Origin of the sequence: Tenacibaculum sp. SDUM215027, assembly GCF_050566205.1 — a bacterium.
In the GTDB taxonomy this organism is placed as follows: domain Bacteria; phylum Bacteroidota; class Bacteroidia; order Flavobacteriales; family Flavobacteriaceae; genus Polaribacter.
The window spans coordinates 24,541-49,658 of record NZ_JBNXUE010000007.1; the positions used below are offsets into that span (position 1 = coordinate 24,541).

Annotated in this window: 26 protein-coding genes; 10 read left to right on the forward strand and 16 right to left on the reverse strand. The window is 31.9% G+C overall.

Translation table 11 applies throughout. From position 1 onward, the window contains the following. Positions 1–4: 4 nt before the first annotated feature. Entirely contained in the window at positions 5–3,193 is a 3,189-nt protein-coding gene (locus ACQYZ7_RS14825; protein ID WP_430730498.1) for a LodA/GoxA family CTQ-dependent oxidase, read from the reverse strand. A gap of 424 nt (positions 3,194–3,617) precedes the next feature. On the opposite strand from ACQYZ7_RS14825, the gene ACQYZ7_RS14830 reads away from it, so the two are divergent. Further along, entirely contained in the window at positions 3,618–3,866 is a 249-nt protein-coding gene (locus ACQYZ7_RS14830) for a hypothetical protein (RefSeq protein ID WP_430730499.1), read from the forward strand. Positions 3,867–3,943: 77 nt separating this feature from the next. On the opposite strand, the gene fumC is transcribed toward ACQYZ7_RS14830, so the two are convergent. Then, positions 3,944–5,344, reverse strand: a complete 1,401-nt coding sequence (fumC, locus tag ACQYZ7_RS14835) for a class II fumarate hydratase (RefSeq protein WP_430730500.1) — start codon at positions 5,342–5,344, stop codon at positions 3,944–3,946. Positions 5,345–5,489: 145 nt separating this feature from the next. Here fumC and ACQYZ7_RS14840 point away from each other — a divergent pair, with 145 nt between their 5' ends. Then, entirely contained in the window at positions 5,490–5,666 is a 177-nt protein-coding gene (locus ACQYZ7_RS14840; RefSeq protein ID WP_164505156.1) for a hypothetical protein, read from the forward strand. A gap of 72 nt (positions 5,667–5,738) precedes the next feature. Here the strand turns inward: ACQYZ7_RS14840 and ACQYZ7_RS14845 are convergent, their stop codons facing one another. The 5 genes from ACQYZ7_RS14845 to ACQYZ7_RS14865 form a co-directional block, all read right to left on the reverse strand. Then, a complete protein-coding gene (locus tag ACQYZ7_RS14845) occupies positions 5,739–6,509 on the reverse strand; it encodes a pentapeptide repeat-containing protein (RefSeq protein WP_430730501.1) in 771 nt (256 codons plus the stop codon). Between the two features lie 120 nt (positions 6,510–6,629). Continuing rightward, the gene (locus tag ACQYZ7_RS14850; RefSeq protein WP_430730502.1) at positions 6,630–6,902 is read right to left on the reverse strand and encodes an HU family DNA-binding protein; all 273 of its coding nucleotides are present in this window, start codon (positions 6,900–6,902) and stop codon (positions 6,630–6,632) included. Between the two features lie 187 nt (positions 6,903–7,089). Continuing rightward, entirely contained in the window at positions 7,090–8,034 is a 945-nt protein-coding gene (fmt, locus tag ACQYZ7_RS14855; protein WP_430730503.1) for a methionyl-tRNA formyltransferase, read from the reverse strand. Then, positions 8,035–9,921, reverse strand: a complete 1,887-nt coding sequence (locus ACQYZ7_RS14860; protein WP_430730504.1) for a RecQ family ATP-dependent DNA helicase — start codon at positions 9,919–9,921, stop codon at positions 8,035–8,037. Beyond that, the gene (locus ACQYZ7_RS14865; RefSeq protein ID WP_430730505.1) at positions 9,914–10,456 is read right to left on the reverse strand and encodes an AAA family ATPase; all 543 of its coding nucleotides are present in this window, start codon (positions 10,454–10,456) and stop codon (positions 9,914–9,916) included. Before ACQYZ7_RS14865 ends, ACQYZ7_RS14860 begins: the two co-directional genes overlap by 8 nt. Positions 10,457–10,572: 116 nt before the next feature. Between ACQYZ7_RS14865 and ACQYZ7_RS14870 the strand changes: the two genes are divergently transcribed. From ACQYZ7_RS14870 to ACQYZ7_RS14895, 6 genes are all read left to right on the forward strand, one after another. Then, positions 10,573–10,854: a DUF493 family protein gene (locus ACQYZ7_RS14870; protein WP_430730506.1), complete on the forward strand. Its 282-nt coding sequence runs from the start codon at positions 10,573–10,575 to the stop codon at positions 10,852–10,854. Between the two features lie 9 nt (positions 10,855–10,863). Then, a complete protein-coding gene (locus ACQYZ7_RS14875) occupies positions 10,864–12,462 on the forward strand; it encodes a peptidylprolyl isomerase (protein WP_430730507.1) in 1,599 nt (532 codons plus the stop codon). Positions 12,463–12,468: 6 nt separating this feature from the next. Further along, positions 12,469–13,329 carry a hypothetical protein gene (locus ACQYZ7_RS14880; RefSeq protein ID WP_430730508.1) on the forward strand — a complete coding sequence of 287 codons (861 nt, stop codon included), beginning with the start codon at positions 12,469–12,471 and terminating at the stop codon, positions 13,327–13,329. Then, a complete protein-coding gene (locus tag ACQYZ7_RS14885; RefSeq protein ID WP_430730509.1) occupies positions 13,292–14,668 on the forward strand; it encodes a peptidylprolyl isomerase in 1,377 nt (458 codons plus the stop codon). The genes ACQYZ7_RS14880 and ACQYZ7_RS14885 overlap by 38 nt, the downstream gene beginning before the upstream one ends. Before the next feature lie 101 nt (positions 14,669–14,769). Then, positions 14,770–15,723, forward strand: coding sequence for an AAA family ATPase (locus tag ACQYZ7_RS14890; RefSeq protein WP_430730510.1), 954 nt, complete (start codon positions 14,770–14,772; stop codon positions 15,721–15,723). A gap of 1 nt (position 15,724) precedes the next feature. Further along, a complete protein-coding gene (locus ACQYZ7_RS14895; protein WP_430730511.1) occupies positions 15,725–16,171 on the forward strand; it encodes a YybH family protein in 447 nt (148 codons plus the stop codon). A 47-nt stretch (positions 16,172–16,218) separates the two neighbouring features. Here the strand turns inward: ACQYZ7_RS14895 and ACQYZ7_RS14900 are convergent, their stop codons facing one another. Then, entirely contained in the window at positions 16,219–16,593 is a 375-nt protein-coding gene (locus tag ACQYZ7_RS14900; protein ID WP_430730512.1) for a winged helix-turn-helix transcriptional regulator, read from the reverse strand. A 133-nt stretch (positions 16,594–16,726) separates the two neighbouring features. On the opposite strand from ACQYZ7_RS14900, the gene ACQYZ7_RS14905 reads away from it, so the two are divergent. Beyond that, positions 16,727–17,590 carry an MBL fold metallo-hydrolase gene (locus ACQYZ7_RS14905; RefSeq protein WP_430730513.1) on the forward strand — a complete coding sequence of 288 codons (864 nt, stop codon included), beginning with the start codon at positions 16,727–16,729 and terminating at the stop codon, positions 17,588–17,590. Positions 17,591–17,645: 55 nt separating this feature from the next. Here the strand turns inward: ACQYZ7_RS14905 and ACQYZ7_RS14910 are convergent, their stop codons facing one another. Both ACQYZ7_RS14910 and ACQYZ7_RS14915 read right to left on the reverse strand, forming a co-directional pair. Beyond that, positions 17,646–18,533 (reverse strand): 3-hydroxybutyryl-CoA dehydrogenase, encoded by an 888-nt coding sequence (locus ACQYZ7_RS14910; protein ID WP_430730514.1) that lies wholly within the window; start codon positions 18,531–18,533, stop codon positions 17,646–17,648. A gap of 145 nt (positions 18,534–18,678) precedes the next feature. After that, positions 18,679–19,644, reverse strand: coding sequence for a Gfo/Idh/MocA family protein (locus ACQYZ7_RS14915; RefSeq protein ID WP_430730515.1), 966 nt, complete (start codon positions 19,642–19,644; stop codon positions 18,679–18,681). Between the two features lie 219 nt (positions 19,645–19,863). Between ACQYZ7_RS14915 and ACQYZ7_RS14920 the strand changes: the two genes are divergently transcribed. Beyond that, the gene (locus ACQYZ7_RS14920) at positions 19,864–20,505 is read left to right on the forward strand and encodes a protein-L-isoaspartate(D-aspartate) O-methyltransferase (protein WP_430730516.1); all 642 of its coding nucleotides are present in this window, start codon (positions 19,864–19,866) and stop codon (positions 20,503–20,505) included. Between the two features lie 267 nt (positions 20,506–20,772). Here ACQYZ7_RS14920 and ACQYZ7_RS14925 read toward each other — a convergent pair whose 3' ends face one another. The 6 genes from ACQYZ7_RS14925 to ACQYZ7_RS14950 all read right to left on the reverse strand — a co-directional run bounded on the left by ACQYZ7_RS14925 (position 20,773) and on the right by ACQYZ7_RS14950 (position 25,063). Further along, complete coding sequence (locus tag ACQYZ7_RS14925; protein ID WP_170141643.1) at positions 20,773–20,943, reverse strand: hypothetical protein; 171 nt, start codon at positions 20,941–20,943, stop codon at positions 20,773–20,775. A 20-nt stretch (positions 20,944–20,963) separates the two neighbouring features. Then, positions 20,964–21,824, reverse strand: coding sequence for a substrate-binding domain-containing protein (locus ACQYZ7_RS14930; RefSeq protein ID WP_430730517.1), 861 nt, complete (start codon positions 21,822–21,824; stop codon positions 20,964–20,966). Continuing rightward, a complete protein-coding gene (locus ACQYZ7_RS14935) occupies positions 21,825–22,694 on the reverse strand; it encodes a nucleoside phosphorylase (RefSeq protein ID WP_430730518.1) in 870 nt (289 codons plus the stop codon). After that, complete coding sequence (locus ACQYZ7_RS14940; protein ID WP_430730519.1) at positions 22,695–23,639, reverse strand: DUF1835 domain-containing protein; 945 nt, start codon at positions 23,637–23,639, stop codon at positions 22,695–22,697. It abuts the gene before it with no gap. A gap of 147 nt (positions 23,640–23,786) precedes the next feature. Then, entirely contained in the window at positions 23,787–24,110 is a 324-nt protein-coding gene (locus ACQYZ7_RS14945) for a translation initiation factor (protein ID WP_430730520.1), read from the reverse strand. Between the two features lie 5 nt (positions 24,111–24,115). Further along, positions 24,116–25,063, reverse strand: a complete 948-nt coding sequence (locus tag ACQYZ7_RS14950) for an isopenicillin N synthase family dioxygenase (RefSeq protein WP_430730521.1) — start codon at positions 25,061–25,063, stop codon at positions 24,116–24,118. Between the last annotated feature and the right edge of the window lie 55 nt (positions 25,064–25,118).

Sequence of the window (25,118 nt, forward strand, 5' to 3'; positions counted from 1 at the left end):
TATATTATTTAGGAATATATCTTGAAAAACGTGTCATCTTCTCAGGAATACCAACTTCAACTCTTTTAGGAGCTGCTTCTTGATGTGAATCAGACTGTTTCATGTGATGTAACTTAGAAGCAATTAAATGTATGGTTTTAATAACATTTGGTGTTGCTTTAAAGTCTTTTTCTAGTTCATCTTCCGTTAAGCTTAATAAACTACGCTGAGCATCTTCCAATACAAATTGCTCGTTTAATAAATTATCGTGTGATAGTTTTTCTACAGCTGTATCTATTGTATTTTGAACTCCTTTCTTTAGTGTACGTTTAGCTGTTAAAACACCTTGTAAATCTTGTATCGTAGCTTTTAATAATGCAGCTTCTTGTTCTGGAGTAGGAGTAATACCCACTTGCATTTCTTCAGGGAAATTTGGGTCATGCTGAACTCCTGGACGCTTTTGAACCACCGCTAACTTATCAAAATACTTAATCATGCTATTAATTTGATTCGTATAAGTTGGTGCTTCACCATCTAAAGGAAGGTTGTCTAACCAATCGGAACGGAAATTAAAGGCTTGAATCCTTGTTTCTTCTGATAAATTAGGATCTATTGTTTCCTTATAGCGTTCTTCATTTAAGACATTATTAGGTACTCTCGCAGGCCAAAACGTTGGTAAATACGGATCATATTCACTAGTGTATCCATCTCTACAACTTGCCGTATCAGTTTGCCAAGGTATTGCCATCCAACGTGTAATTCCCCCAGCTACTTGTCCGCCCAAAATAGGACCTTTCGCTAATGGTAATATATCATTATTCATCATCGGTCCATAATATGTAGTATTAACAGGCGGTGTTTTAGGTGCATGTTTAATTCTAAATGGAGCCATGTACATTCCTGATGAACGCATAGGCCATGTCATTTCACAACCTGGGTGAAAAGCATCAGCCAAACAAAATTCCATAGAAGCTTTAGTCAACATATCTGGTTGTTCTGAAACAGGAAGTTCATCTATCGTAGGTGGTTTTGGAATATGAGGACATCCTGTCATGTCTACATAATCACCCTCAAAATCACCTTCAACCCATTGATCTAAAAATTCCAATTGTAAGTCTGATAAAGTAGCGTGTTGGCGTACAGAACCTGTGGCAGGGATACTAATCGCATCACCATACAACCAAGGCCATAATTGTGGTGCTTCTGCTCCAGACACATCAAAACGACGGAAGTTGTTAGAAATCGTTCTTCGCATTTCCATATAAGCAGGCGATGGATTTCCTAATCGCTTTATCCATTCGTTGGTAGTATAATCAAACTGACCACCAAAACCAAAAGCTCCTGCAAAACCTGCATTTACCCACTGTAAATCGGTCATACGTTGAAAAATAGGTAAAATATCTTTGGTAAAAGAAGGTCTTGATGGACGTACTAACATTTTAGATTTTACGGCTACATCTCGCATTAAATCCCACATTGTACGTACCGATTTTTGCATAGGGGCATAATCTGGCGGTGCACAAATAACCCAAGCTGGGTCTACTTTTAATTTTACACCTTCATGTTCAACTTCAGCAGTAACAGGTCCATCTGAAATATCGTCGTACCAACCTTCGTTATTCGCAAAGGTAATGGCAATATCACCGTTGATATTTTCAGATTTTCCGTGTCCACCTAACATCACCAAGCGTCCTTTTTCATCGGTACGCATTTCACCTAAGTACACTTTTTTAGAAAGAAATTCACCTTCAAAGAAAGGCCCTTCGGTAACATTGGTACCAGTAATAGACTTTGCTCCACCATCAATTAATAAAGAGTTACGATCTTTTACATCAATATTACGTAACATAGAAGGTGGCATATCGGCCGCTTCAGGAATATCTAAGGCTATGTTAAACTGATACCAAGACGATTTTTGATTGGCTAAATGGCTATGCCATGTAATTTTTGCATTTTCAGTAGTTAATTCTTTTACCGCTTTTCCTGCAGCATTGAATCCGTAGACTCTAAACTGTGCCGCTTGTCTTTTTAAGGCACCTGTTTTATCTCGATAGGCATACGGATCGGTTTGTGGTTCAGGATTGTCAACTAACGGACCGATAAAGTATTCGTGTTCACTATTTCCTACACGCATTACGCCAATAGGAGGGTAGATGCCTGCTTTTACGATACAATCGCTGTTTTCATCAGTATTTCCTTCAAACTGCGGATTGATTTCTTTAGGTTCTTGTAATTGTTGCCCGTTAGCTTGATGACGTGCTTCGGCACTAGCAGCATATACTACTTTTCTTGCTTGTGCAATAGATCCTAATGGTTCGTGTTGAGGTAAGGTTCTCCAAATATTAAAGGCTAAGTTACTCCCAAATTCGGCTTGCCCAATACTAGCCACATCTTGTTGAGGTAAGTGTAATTTAGCAATGCAGATATACGGACTTTCTTCCGTGCTCCATACTACTTGAGCGTCATCTAACGGCATAGTAGCATCATTGGTACGTAATTGTATTTCGAAACGGAAAGTAGTTTCTTTGGTTAATAAACGTTGTTGCAAATCAATACCTAAGTAATTGTTATCGTTAAAAGGCGTTCCTTTATAGGTGTCTTCAGGAACCAAACGATATTTTACAATTTGAGAGTCGCCTAGTTTAAAGGGAAGAATTGCCCAGTAGCTAGCACTTAATACACTAGCTTCTTCTTTGGTCATCGCCTGTAAAATACTAGCTAATTCAGGATGTTTGGCTATGTACGAATCGTAATCACGGTCAATAACACCAGCAGTGGTAAAGCTACACATCTGTTGTGCATCACGAGCAAAGAAACGGTCGATGTTTTGAAAGATAAAATCGGCATTGGTACCGTCTCCTAATAACTTAGGACCTTCCACACCAAAGAGTTTTAAGCCGACCCCTAAGGTAGAATGTAAATCGGGAGAAGTTGGCCCAGTATCGCTTGAAAAACGAACAGCACATTCGTAAGTATCACCAGCAAAAATTCCGATTTTGAATTTTTCTTCGATGTCTTTGTTTACAACAAAACGACCGTAAGCAATACCGTGTTGTTTTCTAAATACAGCTCTTTCGGCAGGCTGTTGTCCGTTTTCAATGCGTGTTTTTTGCCCCATTTCCACAAACATTTCTTTTAAACGTTGTGTAACTTGGGTAATGTCTCCATCGCAGTTCCAGCATGATGAAGATTTGTCTTGTGAGGGGTTTGTCATTTTTTTGGTTAGTTTAAGTTTGATATTATATACCTTTAAAAATAAGGAATATAAGTTAGAGTTGGTTTTAAGAAATTCTTAAGTGTTTAGTTTTTGGGTATTAATTGTTGGTATTTTGACTTGAGAGAATCCTCATAAAAATTCACGATAACTAGAAATGACAGGTGCTGATAGCTTTATACTATTATAAGAAATAGAAATCTTTTTTATATTATAACGTATATCTTTTTGTAGTGCTATTAGTTATCCGTACCTTCAAACTTTGAAAAAGCAAAAGTAATCCTTACTATATTCCTTTTAATTTTTTGATTGAATTAAGAATACACTACGTATAAGCGTAATGGTGTATTATCGTGATTTATGTGTTTTTAAAACACAAATAATAATTGTAAAAAGAAACTATTAAAAATTTAAATAAATAATTATGACAAGGACAGAGAAAAATAAGAAAGGAGTAATAGGTATTACCAAACAAGCAAGTTTAATAGATAAGAATATTGGTTCGTATAAAGAGCATTTTATAAATGAACATTTTGGATACACCGTAAAGTTATCTAACGGTGCAATTCATATACCAAGAAAAACTGCTGAAGATTATGAAGTTCAAAAAGGAATTGTTACTCCTGAAAGAATAAAAAAAATAGCTAAAACATACACATATCAAGAAATATAATATAATTTATAAAAGTTCGTTAAATAAAAAACCACAACATTTTGTTGTGGTTTTTTATGTTTATGTGAAAGAAGTAATTACTTTAAACTTCCTGTCATATCTTCTGGCTTTACCCATTCGTCATATTGTTCTGGAGTTACATAGCCTAAACGTACCGCTTCTTCTTTTAAAGTAGTTCCGTTAGCATGTGCTGTGTTTGCTATTTCAGCAGCTTTGTAATAGCCTATTTTGGTATTTAAGGCAGTAACTAACATTAATGAGTTGTTTAATAACTCAGTAATTCTTGTTTGGTTAGGCTCTATACCTGCTGCACAGTTTACATCAAACGATACACAAGCATCTCCAATTAATTGAGCTGATTGTAATACATTAGCAGCCATCATAGGTTTGAATACGTTTAACTCATAGTGACCTTGTGTTCCACCAACAGTTACAGCAACATCGTTACCCATTACCTGTGCACATACCATTGTAATAGCTTCTGCTTGGGTTGGATTTACTTTTCCAGGCATGATAGAAGAACCTGGTTCGTTTGCAGGAATAATGATTTCACCAATTCCAGAACGTGGTCCTGATGCCATTAAACGAATATCGTTGGCGATTTTATTTAACGAAACAGCTAATTGCTTTAAAGCTCCGTGTGTTTCAACTAAGGCATCGTGGGCAGCCAAAGCTTCAAATTTATTTTCAGCAGTTACAAATGGTAATCCTGTAAACTCAGCGATATACTTAGCAACTAATACATCGTAACCAGCAGGAGTGTTTAATCCTGTTCCAACAGCAGTTCCTCCTAAAGCTAATTGAGCTAAGTGTGCTAAGGTGTTTTTTAAGGCTTTTAATCCGAAGTTTAACTGCGCTACATATCCAGAAAACTCTTGTCCTAAGGTTAGGGGAGTAGCATCCATTAAGTGTGTACGACCTATTTTTACCACGTCTTTAAATGCTTCTGATTTTGCTTGTAACGTATCACGTAATTGTTCAACACCAGGAATCGTTACTTCCACAATCTTTTTATAAGCTGCAATGTGCATTCCGGTAGGGAAAGTATCGTTAGACGATTGTGATTTGTTTACATCGTCATTTGGTTGAATGGTTTTATCTCCTTCACCAATTACATTTCCTGCAATTTCGTGTGCACGGTTCGAAATTACCTCATTTACATTCATGTTAGACTGTGTACCAGAACCTGTTTGCCAGATTACTAAGGGGAATTGATCGTCGTGCTTTCCTGCTAAAATCTCATCACATACTTGTGCAATTAAATCACGTTTTTCAGGAGCTAAAACATCTAACTCTGCGTTAGTGTAAGCTGCTGCTTTTTTTAAGTATGCAAATCCGTGTACTATTTCTAAAGGCATAGAGGCAGCAGGACCAATTTTAAAGTTGTTACGAGAACGTTCTGTTTGTGCTCCCCAATATTTATCAGCAGGAACTTCTACTTGTCCCATTGTATCTTTTTCGATTCTGTATTTTGTCATTTTAAATGATTTAAAAGGCTAAAAATTATTGATGTTCAAAATTACAAATTCTTATAGTTTTTAATAGTGATTTTTATCAGATTTTATTGGAGGAAAAGAAAAATAGTTATAATTTTGTCGCATAACAATTATTAATAAGAAACAAATGTTAGATTTTTCAGAATTTTCAGGATTGGTATTATTCATGTTTATTTTTACAGCTGGATTTTGGTTGTTAATTTTCTTATTAACATTTGTAGTTCCTTACTGGATTGGTGGAACCATCTGGGAAAACATGAAATTAAAGAGAGAAGCAAAGAAAGCTGCTGAGGAAGGTAAGTAGTTTTTTATAAAATAAAATAAAAAGGCTCGCAATTATTGCGAGCCTTTTTTATGTATACAATTAGGACAACATTTATTTCTTTAGTAAATGCTTATTAAAGTTTTTTCCGTTTATTTTAGTGTATTTTGAGTCTATATCAAAAGCTACTTCCATACCAGTAATATCAAACTCACCAGATACTTTAGTATATTTAATATTTAAGTCTTCTTCAAATTTTACATTTCTAAATGATACACCATCTTTAAACTCAGTATATTTAAAAATAGCACTTTCATTAAAAACAGAGTTTTTAAAACTAACAAAACGCTTAAAGTCTGCATATTTAAAAGTAGCTGGTTCTTCAAAAGAAGTGTTTTCAAAAGTAATATCTCTATTAAACTTCGCATATTTGAAGGTAGAATCTCCTTTGAATTTAGTGTTAGAAAAATTAGAATCTTTTTCAAAATCAGAATACTTGAACATAGCTTTTTGTTCAAAAGTACAGTCTTTAAATACAACTACATCTTCAAAGTTAGCAACAAAAGTGTATCCGCTTTTTTCATGAGGAATGTAAGCTAATACATCATCCTCAAAAACACAGTTAACAAAAGAAACATTATTGGTAATTTGTTTTTCAACAGTATTGGATCCGCCATTATTCCACCAACTTTTCCTTTTAGGTAATTTAGGTAAGGCTTCATCCATAAAAGTAAAGTCTAATACACCTTTAATAGTAGCGTTTGAAATCTGTATTGCTTTTCCGTTTTTAACATCTTTCATAATATCAGATGCATTTATAGTTTTTTGTGCAAAAGCAGTTGAAAGGCAGAATAAAAGTCCGATAACAGTAACTATATTTTTCATTTTGAATGGTTTTAAGTTCTATATAATAGACAACCAGTATTTGTTTTTTGTGACACTTATATATAAAAAAGCAGCATTTAGTTGCCTAAATGCTGCTTTTAATATGTTTCGTGGAAAATATTAGTTCACTGAATTGCTTAAACCAGCACCAGCTTTAAACTTAACTACATTTTTAGCAGCAATTTTGATTTCTTTTCCTGTTTGAGGGTTTCTACCAGTTCTAGCAGCTCTCTTAGAAACAGACCAAGTTCCCCATCCAACTAAAGCAACTTTATCACCTTTCTTTAAAGTGTTAGTTACGTTAGCAGTTAAAGAGTCTAATGCAGCTTTAGCAGCAGCTTTTGAAATTCCTGCATCAGCAGCCATCGCATCGATTAAATCTGATTTGTTCATAATTTAAATAGATTTTAAAATTAATTAATGTTTTTTTTGCTTCAATAGCTCAACAAATATAGACGGAATGCGGGATTGTGCAAGATTTGACTCAAAAAAAATACTCTTTTGTTAATAAGTTGCTATGAATTGTTAATAACCACTAGTTGTTTTTTGTTTAAAACGCTAAAACCTTATAAACAAAGGGCTACAGCACTTTTGCTTCTTTTTTAAACTGATAACCATTTAATAGACTTTGAGCATCCATTAATTTTTTACCAGAAATTTTAATTTGATGGATATTTAAGTAACCATCTGTAACAGCTATTTTTAACTCTTTTTTAGAGGTGATAATACTACCAATATCAAAGCTATGTGAAGAAAGTTCTTTACTAACTCCATATATTTTGGCTGATACTTCTTCATCTCCATTTAAAATGGTTGTCCAAGCTGCAGGATATGGGTTTAATCCACGGATATGATTATAAATATCATCTAAAGGATTAGACCAATCTATTTTACAGTTATGCGGAAATAATTTTGGAGCAGATTTTTCTTCTAGTTCAGGTTGTTTAGTGGTTATAACATCACCCTTTGCTATTAAGTCTAAGGTTTTAGCAACTAATTTAGCTCCTAAGCGCATTAATCTGTCGTGTAATTCTCCAACAATTTCATCTTCTTTAATAGGTACTTCACTTTGTAAAATGATTTCTCCTGTATCAATTTTATCATCAATAAAAAAAGTGGTTACACCAGTTTTTGATTCTCCATTAATAATAGCCCAGTTAATAGGAGCAGCACCACGATATTCTGGTAATAATGATGCGTGTAAGTTAAATGTACCATATTCTGGCATTGCCCAAACCGATTTTGGTAACATTCTAAAAGCTACTACAACTTGTAAGTTGGCATTCCATTTTTTTAAATCTTCTTGAAATTCCTCGCTTTTTAAATTTTTAGGTTGAAGGATAGGTAAGTTTTGAGATAAAGCATATTTTTTAACTGCAGACTGATTAAGCTTACGACCCCTACCAGCAGGTTTGTCTGCTGCGGTGATAACTCCTACTACATTATAATCATTCTCCACTAAATGCTGTAAAATAGTAGCAGCAAAATCAGGAGTTCCCATAAAAACGACGCGTAAATCTCTCATTTATCTTAAAAAGTATTTATTGTTTTTTGTGTGTATTTTTTCTTCAGCAAGAAGTTCTCGCAAAAGTATTAAAATGTTAGCTTCTTTTTCATTTAATAGCGAGCAGATTTCAGTAACTGTAAAGCTTTCTTCGTTTCTGAATAATGAAAAAACTTCTTTCAAGGTTACTGTAGGAGCTTTCTTTTTATGTAAACATACATCACAAATTTCACAATTATGAGTGTGATGTTCACCAAAATAGGAGAGGAGTTGTACACTTCTACAAACTGAATTGTTTTCTATAAACTGAAGTAAATCTCTATTCTTCTGTTTTTTTTGTTTGATGTATTGTTGAATGTTTACAGCAATTCGGTTGATGGTTTTATCATCCTCTCTTGGATATAGAAAAAAAAGTTCTGCATTGTTTGTTGCTTTGGTATAAGCAATCAATTCTTTTTGAGCTAATTTTTCTAAAGTGTCAATTACAAACCAAGAAGTTGTTCCTAGTTTTTTAGCGATATAAAACTCATCAATTTTTACTGGGTTTTCAAATACACCACCATACATACGTAAAACTTGCTGAATAAAGTTTTTTACTTGAGAGTTTTGATTAGCATGTGATATAACTTGTTTACTTGAAACTAAAAATTGAATAGTAGAGTTTTGTTGAAAATTATGATTTAGCTCTATTACACCATTATTGTTAAGTATTTGAAGTGTATTAAATGTTTTATTAGGAATAAAATTGTACTTACTACAAAAACCTAAAAAATTGAAATCAAAAGCAGTTTCTATCAATTCTCCTTTAACGATTTGAAAGTGTTGATACAGTTTTTGATGAACAATTTTTATTTCTTCAATTGTTGGCAATGACTTTTCGAGTAATTCACTGCTTAAAGAAACATCACTATTATTTGTTAATACTACAGAGAAAGATTTAATCCCATCACGTCCACCACGACCAGCTTCTTGGATGTAATTTTCAATAGAAGAAGGTAAGCTAAGATGAACAACTACCCGAACATTGGGCTTGTCAATGCCCATACCAAAAGCGTTGGTAGCAACAATAATTGGAGTTTTCTCCGACATCCAATTTTCAAAAGCAAGTTTTTTTTCTATAGAAGAAAGACCACCATGGTAAAAAGAACTTTTAAAACCTTGTGCATTTAAATAGCTACTAATTTCTTTCGTTTTACTACGAGTATTTACATATATAATTGCTGAAGCTTTTGTTTTAGTAAAAATCTGAATGAGTTTACCAAGTTTGTCTTCGGTTTTAAAAATTTGATAGGCTAAGTTTTTTCTAAAAAAAGATTTTTTAAATACAGTAGGTTTTTCTAACTCAAGAGAAGAAATAATATCTGAAATTACTTTTTGAGTAGCTGTAGCTGTTAAAGCAATTATCGGAACAGTCGGTTGTAGTTCTTTTAAAATAGTAATATTTTGATAGGACGGACGAAAATCGTGTCCCCATTCAGAAATACAATGTGCTTCATCAATAGCAATTAAGTTTACATTTAACTGTTTAATTTTTTCTTGAATGAAACGAGATTGTAATCTCTCAGGAGAAATGTATAAAAACTTGGTGTTACCAAACCTAATATTATCAAAAAGTGTAATAATTTCATCTTGCGTGCTTCCCGAAGGTATTAAAGTTGCTTTTATACCTTTATCTGTAAGGTTTGAAACTTGGTCTTGCATTAAGGCAATTAAAGGAGAAACCACTATACAAACCCCTTCTTTAACTAATGCAGGTATTTGAAAGCATATAGATTTCCCGCCCCCTGTAGGAAGTAAAGAAACAACATTGTTTCCTGCTAAAACGTCAGTAATTATTTCTTGTTGAGGCTTTCTAAATGAATTATAGCCCCAATAATGTTTTAATATTTCTAACGATTCATCATACATCGTATTTTAACGAATGTAAAATAAAATCACAGCGTTCTCGTACCGAACCAAAAGGAACGTCAATAATATTATAGCCTACTTCCTTGTAAGCTTCTTTTAAAAAGGTATCTATTTTTACTGATTGTTCGAAAGTTTCATAACGCTCGTTATCAGATTTATAAATGTCTTCCCAAGGCGAACACATAAATACTTTACTGTATAAGTATTTATTACTTTTTTCAATAAAAACCTCTGGGTAGTCAGATCCTAAATAATTCATATAAGCATGTACATCAGGAATTCCTCTATCAAAAAAGATGACTTCTGCATCGCTTTGATGAGCTTCTAAGTACTGTTGCTCTCTTCCTTCTAATAATAGTTGGCTAAATAATAAAGGTTGCTCTAAGAAAAGTTGGTCAATCCCATCTTTTTGAGCTTTTAGTATAACCTCTCTTGAAATCTCTGGCATACATTCATATCCTCGTTTAATAAATTCTCTTAAAATAGAGGATTTACCCGTCCCAGGACCACCTATTAAAACTATTTTTTGTTGCATGGGGCAAAAATAAAAGTTTCAAGTTATAAATATAATAAATAGTGTAATTTTGTGCTTCATCATTATATACTCTATATTTTTTGATGAATTTTAATAAAAATAGTAATTTTTGAGTTATGCAAGATAGAGAAGCTTTTTACGCAAAATTAAAATCACAGTTAGAAGATACCACAACGTTTCCTGCTAAGTATTTATATAAATTTATTGTTCCTACTGATGGCAATCAGGTACAGGAAGTACAAGATTTATTTGATAATGGAGGAGCAGTTATTGAAACAAAAAAATCTAAAACAGGAAAGTATGTAAGTGTATCAATACATATAACTGTTAAAAGTTCAGATGAAGTTATTTCATATTATAAAAAGGCAGAAGCTATAAAAGGAATTATTTCTTTGTAAATTTATAGCATGAAAAAAATATTTTTCATAGCTGCTGTTTTTTACGGTATACTACCGTCTTTTAGTCAAAAAGATTCGGAGTTATTCCGTATTAACAATACTCCAATAATGGTGTCGGAGTTTAAGCAGATGTATGAAAAGAACTTAACCATTGCAGAAGATAAAGAGGCTAACAATATTGAGAGTTATTTAGAACTGTTTATTAATTATAAGTTAAAAGTAAAAGAAGCTTATAATTTGAGGTTAGATACTGTAAAGTCTTACAAGGAAGAGCTTGAAAGTTACAAAAAACAATTACTAGCACCTTATTTGTATGATACAAAAACGCTAAATAAGCTAGTAAAAGAAGCCTATTATCGCACTAAAAATGAAATTAAGGCTAGTCATATTTTAGTAAAATTTCCAAGTGATAGATTAGCTGTAGATACGTTGTTTTTAAAAAACAAGATTGAGGGATATAGAAATCGTATTTTACAAGGAGAAGATTTTACAAAAGTAGCTAAAGAAGTTTCTGAAGATCCTTCTGCTAAAACTAATGGAGGAGATTTAGGTTATTTTAAAGCATTTCAAATGGTGTATCCTTTTGAAACTGCTGTATACCAAACAAAAAAAGGAGAAGTTTCTAAGCCTTTTAAAACAAAATTTGGTTGGCATATTGTAAAAGTAACAGACGTAAGACCTTCTAAAGGAGAGTTTGAAACAGCCCATATATTGGTTAGGAATTCACCAAAGAGCGAGTTAAAGGTTAATTTGCTATATAAACTCTTAGAACAAGGAAAACCGTTTAAAGAAGTAGCGAAAGAGCATTCAGAAGATGCTAATACAGCCAAGATAGGAGGCAGACTACCAAAATTTGGAACAGGAAAAATGGTAGATGAGTTTGAAAATAATGTAAGAAACTTAAAAGAACCAGGAAATTATAGTAAGCCTTTTAAAACAGCATATGGTTGGCATATAGTTGAACTTATAAAAAACTATCCAGTATCATCTTTTTCAGAAATGAAAAACGAGTTAACTAGAAGAGTAAAGAAATCTAAAAGGATTAAGATATCAGATAAGGCATTATTGAGTAAACTAATAGCTAAATATCAAGTTAAAGAATATCCTGAGGCATTGACAGTTTTTGCGAAAAAGAAAAAAGAGGAGTTAAAAGTAAATGAGTTAAATGCTATCATACTTTCTGTAAATAAGAAAAAGTTTACTCAAAAAGATTTTTTAAAGTTTATAAAATTTAAAAACAAAACAATAACAGAAAATTTTAACGACTTTAAAAAGAAAGAACTACTAAATTATTTTAAAGAAAATTTGTTTCATACAAATCTAGAGTATAGAAATACATTGTTAGAGTATAAAGAAGGTTTGCTATTGTTTGACTTAATGCAAAAAAAGATATGGAATAAGGCTTCAAAAGACACCTTAGGTTTAAAATCTTTTTATATTGCAAACAAAGTAAAATATGGCAAAGAACTTGATGATATAAGGGGACAAGTAATAAGTGATTATCAAGACGAACTTGAAAAAGAATGGGTTAAAAAGCTACGAAACAACAATATGGTTAGAGTAAGAAAAGGGGCATTAAGAAAATTAAAGAATACGTATAACCAATAGTATAAAGTGAGAAAAAATATTTTTTTAATAACATCATTATTAGTAGTAGTTTCATGCGACCTTATAAGTTTAAAAACTAAAAAGGTAACAAATGAAAGACCGATAGCTACAGTATACAATAAACATTTGTATAAGAAAGATATTGCTGGGTTGTTACCTAAGAATCTTTCACCTAAAGACAGTTTAGTTATAGTTAAAGGGTTAATTTACTCGTGGGCAAAACAAGAGTTATTGTATGTAAAGGCTGAAGAAAACATATCAGAAGTAAACAGTGAAGAAATACAAAGTCTAGTTAATGACTATAAAAAAAGTTTATACATTAACGGCTACAAAGAGCGCCTGATTAAGCAACAATTAGATACTGTTGTTACTGAAGAAGAAATAGCCTTGTATTATAACGAAAACAAAGATAATTTTAAGGTAAGTGAAGAGCTTGTACAGTTTGAATATGTACATTTTGGTGAAAACTATTTGGATAAAAAAGAAACAATAAAGCAATTTAAATCAGAAAAAGAAGAAGACAAAGAAGATTTAGAAAGACATTTGTTAAATTTTAAATCATATCGCTTGCAAGATTCAACTTGGGTAACTTTTGATTATTTAAAGAAAAAAATACCGCCTTTACGTACTGAAACCAAGGAGAATTTGTTAAAAATATCAAAATTCATACAAAAAGAAGATAGTTTAGGAGTATATTTGGTCGCTGTAAAAAATATGTTACCACAAAATGCTACGGCTCCATTAAGCTATGTAGGCCCTAGGATAAAACAAATTATTTTACATAAAAGAAAATTAGAATTAATACGAGATATTGAAAAAACGCTGATAAATGATGCAATTGAAAACAAGAACTTTAAAGAATATTAGTATAGTATTTACGTTGTTTTTAGCAGGCTTAACAACATTAAACGCACAGAGTAAAAAGATTGATGGTGTTGCTGTTGTGGTGGGTAAAAACATTGTTTTAGATTCTGATATAGATAAGTTTAAGCAAGAAGTAGAGTTAAGAAGTGAAGGAAAAGTAAAGATTTCTGACTGTGAAATGTTAGAAGAATTAATGCAGCAAAAATTATTAGCTCACCATGCAGTAATTGATAGTGCTACAGTATCTCAATCAGAAATAGATAGTAGAGTAGATAGAAGTATTGCTTTCTTTTCACAAGAATATGGAAGTGAAGAAAAAGTAGTTGAGGCTTATGGGTTTAATGATATTGAAGATTTAAAGAAAGAGTTAGGAAGAGTTCAAAGAGAGAATCTATTAATAGAAAAAGAGCAACAAAAAATCACAGAAAATATTGATGTTACTCCAGAAGAGATTCGTATCTATTTCAAAGGCTTACAAGATAAAAAAGAATTACCTGAAATACCAGCCGAAGTTCAATTGCAACAATTAATAGTAAAAGCAGAGCCAACCAAAGAAGAGGAAGAACGTGTTGTTAACAAGTTAAAAGAAATCAAAAAAGAGATTGAAAACGGTGCGAGTTTTAAGCTAAAAGCAATTATTAATTCAGAAGATCCAGGAGTAGCTCAAAATGGAGGAAAATATGTTATAACAAAAGATAGTCCATTTATTAAAGAATTTAAAGAAACTGCTTTTTCATTGGATGTAGATCAAATTTCAGAGCCAATTAAATCTGCTTTTGGATATCATATAATTCAGTTACATAAAGTAAAAGGTAACCAACGAGAAGTATCACATATTTTAATGCAACCAGAAGTTTCTGACGAAAAATTAAACGAAACTAAAGAACAAATTGAAAAGATAGTTGCTGATATAAAAGAAGGAAAGATAACTTTTGAAGAAGCAGTTAAGAAGTATTCTGAGGATGAAGAAACAAAAAATAGTGCAGGTATAATTATGAATCCCTATACACAGGAACCTACTTTTGAATTAACAAGAATGCCTCCAGAATTATATCCAAGAATTAGTGAATTAAATAAAGGTGATTTATCAGAGATATTTTATGATGAAACACGTGAAGGTGAAAAAATGTATGGAGTAATCTTGATGAAAGATAAAACGGATAATCATACAGCAGATTTAGTTCAAGATTATGTAAGAATGCAGCAGTATGCTTTAGCCAAGAAAAAAGAAGAAGAAATTACAAAATGGACGAAAGAAAAAATCCAAGAAACTTACTTAAAGTTAAGTAACGATTATAAGAAGTGTACTTTTAAGAAAGATTGGAAAAAAGAAAACAAATAAGAAATAATAAAATTAGTATATTGTCATTCCCGCGAAAGCGGGAATTTCATTTTTATAAAAGTTTGTAATTAAATTTATTGAACAAAGAAAAACTTTGATTTATGTCTGACGTAACAGCAGTAAACACACTTGTAGAAAAATATAGTCAACTACAACAAGAAATAGGTAAGGTTATAATAGGACAGCAAGAAGCTGTAAATTATACATTACTGTCAGTTTTTTGTGGTGGACATTCGTTGTTAATTGGAGTACCAGGATTAGCAAAAACCTTGTTAGTAAATACAATTTCTAGCGCATTAGGCCTTAACTTTAATAGAATTCAGTTTACACCTGATTTAATGCCTTCTGATATTTTAGGTAGTGAAATACTAGATGAGACACGTCATTTTAAATTTATAAAAGGTCCTATTTTTTCGAATATTATTTTAGCGGATGAAATTAACCGTACACCGCCTAAAACACAAGCAGCGCTGTTAGAAGCAATGCAAGAAAAATCGGTAACTATTGCAGGACATCATTATAAGTTAGAATTGCCATTTTTTGTGTTAGCTACACAAAACCCAATTGAGCAAGAAGGAACTTACCCGTTACCAGAAGCTCAATTAGACCGTTTTATGTTCTCAATTAATTTAGAATATCCAAGTTTTGAAGAAGAAGTACAAGTAGTAAAAAATACTACCTCAATAATTGATCAAAAAGTAAACGCTATTTTTTCTTCGGAAGAGATTATAGCTATTCAAAAACTAATTCGTAAAATTCCTGTAGCAGATAATGTAGTTGAATATGCGGTTAAATTGGTAGGTAAAACACGGCCTAATTCTGATAAAGCAACTGAGTTAATCAAAAAATATATCGATTGGGGAGCAGGACCTAGAGCTTCACAAAACTTAATCTTAGCGGCTAAAGCACACGCAGCTGTACATGGAAAATATTCACCAGATATTGAAGATGTTCAAGCAGTAGCTATTCCCATTTTATCACATAGAATTGTGAAAAATTATAAAGCAGAAGCAGAAGGAGTTACTGTAAAAGAAATTATAAACTCATTATTCTAAAATGAAAAAGTTATTAAGTATTGTTTTTTTAGCTATACTACTCATTTCGTGTAAACAAGAAGCTACTAAAGTTGTATCAGAAGACACTGAAAAACAAGAAATCTTATCAGTCATGAAAGCGCAAGAAGAAGCTTGGTCTAACCATGATTTAGAAGGTTTTATGCAAGGGTATTGGAAGAGTGATTCATTAAAGTTTTATGGACGTAACGGAATTACTTTTGGTTGGCAAAAAACCTTAGATAATTATAAAAAAGGCTATCCAACAAAAGAACACTCAGGAACGTTAACTTTTAAGATTAATGATATTTCTAAAATTACCAAAGGAGCATACTCTGTGATGGGAAAATATCACTTAAAAAGAACTGTAGGAGACGCTAACGGAGTTTTTATGATTCTTTTCAAGAAGATACAGGGCGAATGGAAAATCATCGCTGATACTTCGTGTTAACCTAATTTTTTTAAAATAAATCTATAATTAGGAACATAACCTTTAGTTTACTTTGATGATGTTTTGTAATCATCTTTTTGGTTATGTTCAGGAAAAGGAATTTTCTTATGTGCCATATAATCAATTCCCCAAGTATGTAGTGGGGCTAAAGCATCAACTAAATTATTACCAAATGGAGTAAGAGAATACTCAACTCTTGGAGGTACTTCAGCATATATTTTCCTAGTAATAATTCCATCAGCTTCTAACTCTTTTAATTGGCTAGTTAACATTTTTTCTGAAATCGTTTCACACGCAGTCTTAATTTGCCCATATCTGAGTGGCTTTTCAACAAGTCTAGAAATGATGAATAACTTCCATTTTCCACTTATAACTTTTGTAGCGTAAGTTAATGGGCAATAATAAGGTGAAAATTTTTTCATTTTTTTTCAATTCTATCTTTTTGGTACTAAAAAAACTAACCAAAAGGTGCGTAAGGTACAAAAATGTAACGTATTGTTTCCTGTAAAAAAGTGCTTTAGTTTCGTAGTTAAATAAGAAAATAGATATAAAAAAATGAAGAAATTTAATCAACTATTAATAGTAATTTTAACTGTAATTAGTTCATGTAAAACAACGAATAATGCTATAAAAGAGACAGTAACGAAACTACAATATATAAGACAAGCTACTGTGCTTTTAGAAGTGAATTCAAAAAAAATAGTAATAGATCCTGTTTTGTCAGATAAAGGAAGACAAGACCCAATTCCTTTCTCTAACGAAAAACGGATTCCGATGAATGATTTACCGATATCAAAAAATAGAATTATACAACAAGCAGATGCTGTTTTGATAACACATTATCATCCAGATCATTTTGATGCCGACGCTGAAAAATTACTTCCTAAAGATATACTTATTTTTTGCCAGCCTTTCGATGTAGAAAAATTAAAATCAAAAGGTTTTACAAACTTACAAAGCATAGAAGAGGTTGTAACTTGGTCTGGTATATCGATAAAACGTTATGAGGCACATCATCATGAAGGAGCAACAGGAGCAATGCCTTTTGGTGAGTCATCTTCTTTTTCTTTAAGATTTAAAGAAGAAACGATTTTTATAACAGGTGATGCTGTATTAGATAACCTTTTAAAGAAGGCTTTGAAGAGTGAAAAACCTACCCATATAATTGCAAATACAGGAGAATGTACTTTTAGTAAACCAAATCCTGTTTTAGAACCAGGTAAATATATGACTTTAACTAAAGAAGAATTATTGAGTATAGCTACCAATAATGAAGCCATAGTAGTTGCAATTCACATGGACGCAATAAATCACTGCGGATTAACAAAAGATCAATTTCGTTTATTTTTACAAGAGAAAGAAAAACTTATTCAAGATAAAATTTTAGTACCTAATGAAGGAGATGTATTAAAATTATAAAAATAAAAAAGAAGCCTATTTTAGGCTTCTTTTTTATATATAACTATGGTAGCTTTTAAGAAAACATCTTCGCTACTTTTTCAGCTTTTCTACTTTCTGAATAATCGTAAAAGCCTTCACCAGATTTAATTCCTAATTTACCTGCAGTAACCATGTTTACTAATAACGGACATGGAGCATACTTAGGGTTTTTAAATCCGTCGTACATTACGTTTAAGATAGATAAACAAACATCTAGTCCAATAAAATCTGCTAATTGTAATGGTCCCATTGGATGTGCCATTCCTAATTTCATTACGGTATCAATTTCTGCAACACCAGCAACGCCATTATATAATGTTTCAATACTTTCGTTAATCATTGGCATTAAAATACGGTTGGCAACAAAACCAGGATAATCGTTTACTTCAACAGGAACTTTGTTAATCTTTTTAGTTAAATCAACGGTAAAGTCCATTACTTCATCAGAAGTGTTGTAGCCTCTAATAATTTCAACCAATTTCATAATTGGCACAGGATTCATAAAGTGCATTCCAATTACTTTCTCTGGACGATTTGTAGCCGCAGCAATTTGAGTAATTGAGATTGATGAAGTGTTGGTAGCTAAAATAGTATCCTCAGCACAAGCTTCATCTAAATCTTTAAAAATCTTAAGTTTTAAATCTATATTTTCAGTAGCTGCCTCAACAACTAAACTAGTATTTTGAACACCTTCTTTAATAGAGGTATGTGTAGTAATATTATTTAAGGTATTATTTTTATCGTCTTCAGTAATTTTTTCTTTCGCTACCATTCTGTCTAAGTTTTTAGTAATGGTTGCTAGCCCTCTATCTAAGGCAGCTTGCGAAATGTCGATAAGTTGAACATTGTATCCAAATTGAGCAAACGTATGCGCAATTCCGTTCCCCATTGTTCCTGCTCCAATTACGGCGATATTTTTCATGTTGTTGTGTTTTGGTATTTATATGGGCGTTCCCCTGTGGGTCGGACTTTCCGTTACTATCTTTTTTGTTGTATTCTTCGATTCACTCAGAATAACAAAAAAGGATTTTCACTGCAATCCCTAACGCGGTTATTAATTGTTTACTTTATACGTTAAAACAGTCTATAATTTGATGTGCTACACGTAAAGCTTCAGTGCCTTGGCGTAATGAAACAATAGGAGTAGTGTTATTCTTAATAGCATCTGCAAACGACTCTAATTCATCTAAAATAGCGTTGTTGGCTACTACTTCAGGATTGTCGTAATAAATTTGCTTTTTAACTCCCTCTGCATTTTGTAAAATCATCGCAAACTCATCAGGTTTTTCAGGTACGTCTTTCATTCTAACAACTTCCGAGTTTTTTTCTAAGAAGTTTACTGAGATATATGCATCTCTTTGGAAAAAACGACTCTTACGCATGTTTTTCATAGAAATTCTACTTGCCGTTAGGTTGGCAACACATCCATTTTCAAATTCAATACGAGCATTGGCAATATCAGGAGTTTCTGAAATAACTGATACTCCACTTGCATGAACACTCTTTACTTTTGAATCTACAACTGATAAAATAATATCAATATCATGAATCATTAAATCTAAAACTACAGGAACATCTGTTCCTCTAGGGTTAAATTCAGCTAAACGGTGTGTTTCAATAAACATAGGAGTGTCAATCAAGTCTTTTACAGCCATAAAAGCAGGGTTAAAACGCTCTACATGCCCAACTTGACCACGAACATGGTATTGACTAGCCAAGGTTCTTATAGCCTCAGCCTCTAACACTGTGTTGGTGATAGGCTTTTCAATAAAAATATGTTTTCCTTTTTCAATAGCTTGTTTAGCACAATCAAAATGAGAAAGAGTAGGTGTAACAATGTCAACTACTTCAACAGCATCAATTAATGCTTCTACTGAATCGAATAATTTATAGCCAAGTTCATCAGCTACTTTTTGTGCATTTTCTGTAAAAGGGTCATAAAACCCTACTAATTCATATTTTTTTGATTGTTGTAACAAACGCAAATGGATTTTTCCTAAGTGACCTGCGCCTAAAACTCCAGCTTTTAACATAAGTGAAAGATTATTAGTTATTTGATTGGTTTGTTGAAAAAGAATTCATTTCTACAAAAAATCAACGCAAACAAAGATACACTTTTATACAGATTTATTACTACTTTTATCCTGCCGAAATTTTATAATTAGTGAGCCCCATAATGGGTGTTTTAAATAAGAAATTATAGGTTTTATAGTAATTTAGCTAGTAATACCTATTGGTAGATTAATGTAAGAATGAAGGATACAACCAAACATCAAGGACTTAGAAATCAATTAGCAAACGTTTTAGAAGCAAAAGGAATTAACGATGAAAAAGTGTTAAAGGCTATTAGAAAAATTCCAAGACATTTGTTCATGGATAGTAGTTTTGAAGCACATGCATATCAAGACAAAGCTTTTCCTATTGCTGCTGAACAAACAATATCTCAGCCTTATACTGTGGCATTTCAATCACAAGTATTAGAAATAAAACCAGGCGATAAAGTATTAGAGATTGGAACAGGGTCTGGTTATCAAACAGCAGTATTGTTAGAGTTGGATGCAGAGGTGTATTCAATAGAACGACAGCATGAATTGTTTAAAAAAACTTCGATGTTTTTGCCAAAGTTAGGATATAAGCCAAAAAGATTTATTTTTGGAGATGGCTATAAAGGGTTGCCAGAGGAGGCTCCTTTTGATAAAATTATTGTCACAGCTGGAGCTCCTTATGTACCAAAAGCATTATTAGGACAAATTAAAGTAGGAGGTAGGTTGTTGATTCCTGTGGGAGATCAAGAACAAGTGATGACACTTTTTATTAGAAAATCTCCTAAAGAATTTGAAAAACACGAATTGGGAGATTTTAGATTTGTACCTATGTTAAAAAAGAAAAATTAATTATTAAAACTAAACTATATTATGAAAAAAGAAAATAAAACAATGTATTATGTTATTACAGGTGCAGCAATCATATTATCATTGGTAATGGTGTTTGCTTTTGAAAAAGGAGAGTTACTGGGAGAAATTATAGCAAAGTAAAAGATTATATAAATACAATTTCAAGTCCTTTTCTAAATAGAAAAGGATTTTTTTGTGAAAATTATTCAAAATAAAAAATCCGCCTAAAAAAGCGGATTTATTGAATTTGAATAAAGAAACATCAACTTATTCAGCAATAGCTACTTCAGTTGCATCTGCAACCACTATTTCTTGTTGTTGATGTTGTTTTTGTTTGTTTTGATTAGTTTTTGCTAAACCGCAAGGACTAGTACTTCCGCAAGAAGAAAAACCTAATAAACTAACAGTACAAATTGCAATAAATACTACTTTTTTCATCATTTTCAGTTTTATAAAAATCAAATATACATATTTCTGATTAAGTCACCAGAATTTTCCTTCTTTTCAATAACGTTAAACTCTACCATTTTATTTTGTATATCCGTAATTAAATTTTCGGAAATAGCTTCACCATCATTCCATTCAGTAATAGATAACCATTCTTGAATGTCTTCTATTTGTTGTTCGTATCTGTTGGCAAGAATTTCATCAATATTATCAAAGTCTTTAAAATCTTGTGTACAATCATTAATAATATTGTGCACTTTTTTTACTTCTTCAAAATGATTTTCTAATATTTCATCACGAACAGCAATTACAAAACATGGCCATGGAGTAGGGCAGTTACCAACTCTTCTAAAAGTACCTTTATCAACTAATGGTTTAGTAGTAAAGTGTTCCCACATAAAATAATCAGCTTCACCGTTAGTTAAAGCATCAATTCCTCCTTGCAAATCTCCAACTACTTTAAATTGTAATTTATTAATGTCCCAACCATTGTTATGAGCATTTACAATTGCCATAAGTTGAGAACCTGAACCAAAGCGACTAATAGCTACAGTTGCGTGTTCTAAATCGTCAATAGTTTTAAATTTAGAATTGGCAGCTACATGAATTCCCCAAACAAGTGGACTTTTAACGAAGGTTTGCGTAATTTTTGAAGGGTTTCCGTTAATAATATCTTTTATAATTCCTTCAGTAAGCACTAAAGCAATATCTACTTCACCAGAACGTAAAGCTTTAGACATGGCTCCTGTACCTCCAGGGTAATCTTTCCAACGTAGGTTTATTCCTTCTTTGGTGTATTCTTTATTTTTTAGAGTGATGTACCATGGATAATTAAAGTGTTCTGGAACACCACCTATTTTTAACTTCAGCATTTATTCAACTAATTTGTCAAGAGTATATACAATTAAATCACCTACTACTTTATATGGATCTTCACTGAATGTTCCATTTGCTCTATTAGCAATAATAGCATTCATTGAAGCAGCATTGTGGCCTAGTAATTTAGCCAATCCGTAAATAGCGGAGGTTTCCATTTCTAGGTTAGTAATTCGATTGTTGTTATAGTTAAAACTATCTATTTTTGTATTTAAATCTGGGTCTTGCAAAGGTAAGCGTAAAACACGTCCTTGAGGCCCGTAAAATCCACCAGCAGTAGCAGTAATTCCTTTATATACTTCATCAGATAATAATTTATCTTCTAAAGATTTTCCGTTAGCTATAATTAATGGATATGATTTTTTTGTACTCCAATTAGTGTGTTTTATGAAAGCTTCTTCAATATCAGGATGTGAAATTTCATCTACTTGATAGGATTGTAGCATTCCGTTTAAATCCAACGCATGAGAGCTTAATAAAAAGCTATCAACAGGAATATCAACATGTAAAGAACCAGAAGTTCCAATTCTTGTAATGTTTAATTGAGTATGTTTTTCTTTTGCTTGACGTGTATTTAAGTCGATATTGACTAAAGCGTCTAACTCATTTAAAACAATATCAATATTATCAGGACCTATTCCTGTAGAAATTACAGAAATTCTTTTTCCTTTATATGTACCGGTAGTGGTTTTAAATTCTCTCTTTTGGGTGCTAAACTCTATGGTATCAAAGTGTTTGGTAACTTTATCAACACGATATTGATCTCCAACAAAAATGATATCGGTAGCAATGTGTTCAGGTCTTAAGTTCAAATGGTAAATACTACCATCTGGATTTAAGATGAGTTCAGAATGTTGTATACTCATTTACGATGTAATTTTTAACAGCTTATCAGTAGAGTTTACATAGAGATAGCTGTATTTTTTTGCGCCACCAAGATACGAAAAATCAGAACGAATTTTTGCATAATAATTAGTTTGGTTTTGCAATACTTTCTTTCCTGTTTTGCTAAGTTTTACAGGATCAAAAGAGGTAAATAGCTTTTTAAGGCTTTCAAGTTTGTTAATGTATTGAATGTCACCGAATCCGTAATTTTCTTGGTGAGTTAAAAGATTAGCTACGAATTCATTTTGGTTGGCAAAAGTATGTTCGTTAGCTATTTTTAAAATATTATTTTCAATGTGATTCAATCCATTTTCAATAGAAGGAAAACGTAGTAAATGTGCTTTTATAGCATTTTCTAAATACACAAATGGAGATTCTGTATTGAATTTATGTGCGTTTTCAAGAGGTAATGGACTATCAGAACAGTATAGTTGCCAAATATAATCGGCATATTCTATATCGTCTTGAGAAAGTTCAATTTTATTATTAAAGTGTTCTGTTAATTGCGTGTCAGATAATTCACCTAGACCAAATAATTTTCCAGAGTTGTCTATTTTGCCACTAGTAACTAAAGATACTTTATGGTTTTTACGATATCTTTTTAACCAACTTATTACAGCGAGCATGTTTATTTGACAAAACAAATCATATTCAAACCATAAAATAATTTCGTCTTGTTGTTTTTGGTTACAAAGGTTACGATATTCTTTAAGAGTATAGTCTATAAACTTCCTTTTGGTAACTTTATACGTAGTTTTTAAAAAGTCAAAACGTGTTTTCCAAAAGGCTTCGCTACCTACATCTACAGACGTTTTTCCTTCACACAACATTTCACGCCATGTAATAATATCGCCTTCAATGTTTAATTTTTGAAGCCTTTGAGTTGTAGCGTCTCCATTAGTTATGTGTAATAAAGAATGTTTCATGATTTTTTAGGGAATTGGTGATTTCTTTATTTATATAAAATAAACGGTTTATTTTATACGTTATTATTTATTGGTTGATATTTAACACTTTGCAAAAGATGTAAATATAAAAAAAATGTCGAAGAATAAAATTCTCGACATTTTTACTTATCCACCAACGCGTTTTACGTTGAATCCTTTATCTTTTAGAAGTTGCATTATAGTATCTCTATAATCTCCTTGAATTATGATTTTATTGTCTTTAAAACTACCGCCAACACTTAGTTTAGTTTTTATTTCTTTAGCAAGCTTTTTAAAATCTTGAGTAGCCCCATTATACCCATCTATAATGGTAACTGGCTTCCCTTTTCGTTTTTCATACTTACAAAGAATTGGTTCTTCTTGTAGCCAGACATCAGGTTTTTTTTCTTCAGGTTTTTCTTCAAACTGATGCTCTGGAAATAAATTTTTTAATTGATCTTGTAAATCCATTAGATTTATTTTTTCAATCCTAACTCGCGTAAACGTTCATCTAAAAACTCACCTGCAGTAATATCTTCAAACTGTTTAGGGTTGTTTTTATCAATACAGTTATCTAAAACATCTAATTTCATATCAGAAACTGGGTGCATAAAAAACGGAATTGAATAACGTGATGTTCCCCAAAATTCTTTTGGAGGGTTGGTTACACGGTGAATTGTTGATTTTAATTTGTTGTTACTATGACGAGATAACATATCGCCAACATTAATCATTAATTCATCATCTTCGGCTATAGCATCAATCCATTCTCCTTTATGGTTTTGTACTTGTAATCCTTTTCCTTGAGCTCCCATTAACAAAGTAATTAAGTTAATGTCACCATGAGCAGCTGCTCTTACAGCTCCTTTAGGTTCAGTAGTAATAGGAGGGTAGTGAATTGGGCGTAAAATACTATTTCCGTTTTTGATGTAATTATCAAAATATGTTTCTTCTAATCCTAAATGTAATGCTAATGAGCGTAAAACGTATTTTGCAGTTTTTTCTAACATTTGGTAAGCTTTTTTCCCAACTTTGTTAAAGTTAGCAAGTTCTTCTACAACTACGTTTTCTGGGTATTCTTTTGCGTATTTTGAGTCTGCATCAACATACTGTCCAAAGTGCCAAAACTCTTTTAAATCTCCTTCTTTTTTTCCTTTAGCACTTTCTTTACCAAATGAAACATATCCTCTTTGACCTCCAATGCCTGGAATTTCATACTTCTCTTTTACATCTGTAGGTAAATCAAAAAACTTTTTGATTTCAGCATATAAGTTGCCTACTAGTTCATCGTCTAAAAAGTGTCCTTTTAATGCTACAAATCCTATATTCTCGTAAGCGTCACCAATTTGATTGATGAATTTTTGCTTTCTTTCAGTATCGTCCGATAAAAAATCTGCTAAGTTTACGCTTGGAATTTTATTCATTGTTAATAAGTTTTATTATTCAGGTAGTAAAGTTAGTGAAATCAAGCGTATGCTG

What these genes read in the sequence shown, in the direction of transcription:
- ACQYZ7_RS14825 (WP_430730498.1), bottom strand. Translation starts at nt 3,193, where the DNA reads ATGACAAACCCCTCACAAGACAAATCTTCATCATGCTGGAACTGCGAT.
- ACQYZ7_RS14830 (WP_430730499.1), top strand. Translation starts at nt 3,618, where the DNA reads ATGACAAGGACAGAGAAAAATAAGAAAGGAGTAATAGGTATTACCAAA.
- fumC (WP_430730500.1), bottom strand. Translation starts at nt 5,344, where the DNA reads ATGACAAAATACAGAATCGAAAAAGATACAATGGGACAAGTAGAAGTT.
- ACQYZ7_RS14840 (WP_164505156.1), top strand. Translation starts at nt 5,490, where the DNA reads ATGTTAGATTTTTCAGAATTTTCAGGATTGGTATTATTCATGTTTATT.
- ACQYZ7_RS14845 (WP_430730501.1), bottom strand. Translation starts at nt 6,509, where the DNA reads ATGAAAAATATAGTTACTGTTATCGGACTTTTATTCTGCCTTTCAACT.
- ACQYZ7_RS14850 (WP_430730502.1), bottom strand. Translation starts at nt 6,902, where the DNA reads ATGAACAAATCAGATTTAATCGATGCGATGGCTGCTGATGCAGGAATT.
- fmt (WP_430730503.1), bottom strand. Translation starts at nt 8,034, where the DNA reads ATGAGAGATTTACGCGTCGTTTTTATGGGAACTCCTGATTTTGCTGCT.
- ACQYZ7_RS14860 (WP_430730504.1), bottom strand. Translation starts at nt 9,921, where the DNA reads ATGTATGATGAATCGTTAGAAATATTAAAACATTATTGGGGCTATAAT.
- ACQYZ7_RS14865 (WP_430730505.1), bottom strand. Translation starts at nt 10,456, where the DNA reads ATGCAACAAAAAATAGTTTTAATAGGTGGTCCTGGGACGGGTAAATCC.
- ACQYZ7_RS14870 (WP_430730506.1), top strand. Translation starts at nt 10,573, where the DNA reads ATGCAAGATAGAGAAGCTTTTTACGCAAAATTAAAATCACAGTTAGAA.
- ACQYZ7_RS14875 (WP_430730507.1), top strand. Translation starts at nt 10,864, where the DNA reads ATGAAAAAAATATTTTTCATAGCTGCTGTTTTTTACGGTATACTACCG.
- ACQYZ7_RS14885 (WP_430730509.1), top strand. Translation starts at nt 13,292, where the DNA reads ATGATGCAATTGAAAACAAGAACTTTAAAGAATATTAGTATAGTATTT.
- ACQYZ7_RS14890 (WP_430730510.1), top strand. Translation starts at nt 14,770, where the DNA reads ATGTCTGACGTAACAGCAGTAAACACACTTGTAGAAAAATATAGTCAA.
- ACQYZ7_RS14895 (WP_430730511.1), top strand. Translation starts at nt 15,725, where the DNA reads ATGAAAAAGTTATTAAGTATTGTTTTTTTAGCTATACTACTCATTTCG.
- ACQYZ7_RS14900 (WP_430730512.1), bottom strand. Translation starts at nt 16,593, where the DNA reads ATGAAAAAATTTTCACCTTATTATTGCCCATTAACTTACGCTACAAAA.
- ACQYZ7_RS14905 (WP_430730513.1), top strand. Translation starts at nt 16,727, where the DNA reads ATGAAGAAATTTAATCAACTATTAATAGTAATTTTAACTGTAATTAGT.
- ACQYZ7_RS14910 (WP_430730514.1), bottom strand. Translation starts at nt 18,533, where the DNA reads ATGAAAAATATCGCCGTAATTGGAGCAGGAACAATGGGGAACGGAATT.
- ACQYZ7_RS14915 (WP_430730515.1), bottom strand. Translation starts at nt 19,644, where the DNA reads ATGTTAAAAGCTGGAGTTTTAGGCGCAGGTCACTTAGGAAAAATCCAT.
- ACQYZ7_RS14920 (WP_430730516.1), top strand. Translation starts at nt 19,864, where the DNA reads ATGAAGGATACAACCAAACATCAAGGACTTAGAAATCAATTAGCAAAC.
- ACQYZ7_RS14925 (WP_170141643.1), bottom strand. Translation starts at nt 20,943, where the DNA reads ATGAAAAAAGTAGTATTTATTGCAATTTGTACTGTTAGTTTATTAGGT.
- ACQYZ7_RS14930 (WP_430730517.1), bottom strand. Translation starts at nt 21,824, where the DNA reads ATGCTGAAGTTAAAAATAGGTGGTGTTCCAGAACACTTTAATTATCCA.
- ACQYZ7_RS14935 (WP_430730518.1), bottom strand. Translation starts at nt 22,694, where the DNA reads ATGAGTATACAACATTCTGAACTCATCTTAAATCCAGATGGTAGTATT.
- ACQYZ7_RS14940 (WP_430730519.1), bottom strand. Translation starts at nt 23,639, where the DNA reads ATGAAACATTCTTTATTACACATAACTAATGGAGACGCTACAACTCAA.
- ACQYZ7_RS14945 (WP_430730520.1), bottom strand. Translation starts at nt 24,110, where the DNA reads ATGGATTTACAAGATCAATTAAAAAATTTATTTCCAGAGCATCAGTTT.
- ACQYZ7_RS14950 (WP_430730521.1), bottom strand. Translation starts at nt 25,063, where the DNA reads ATGAATAAAATTCCAAGCGTAAACTTAGCAGATTTTTTATCGGACGAT.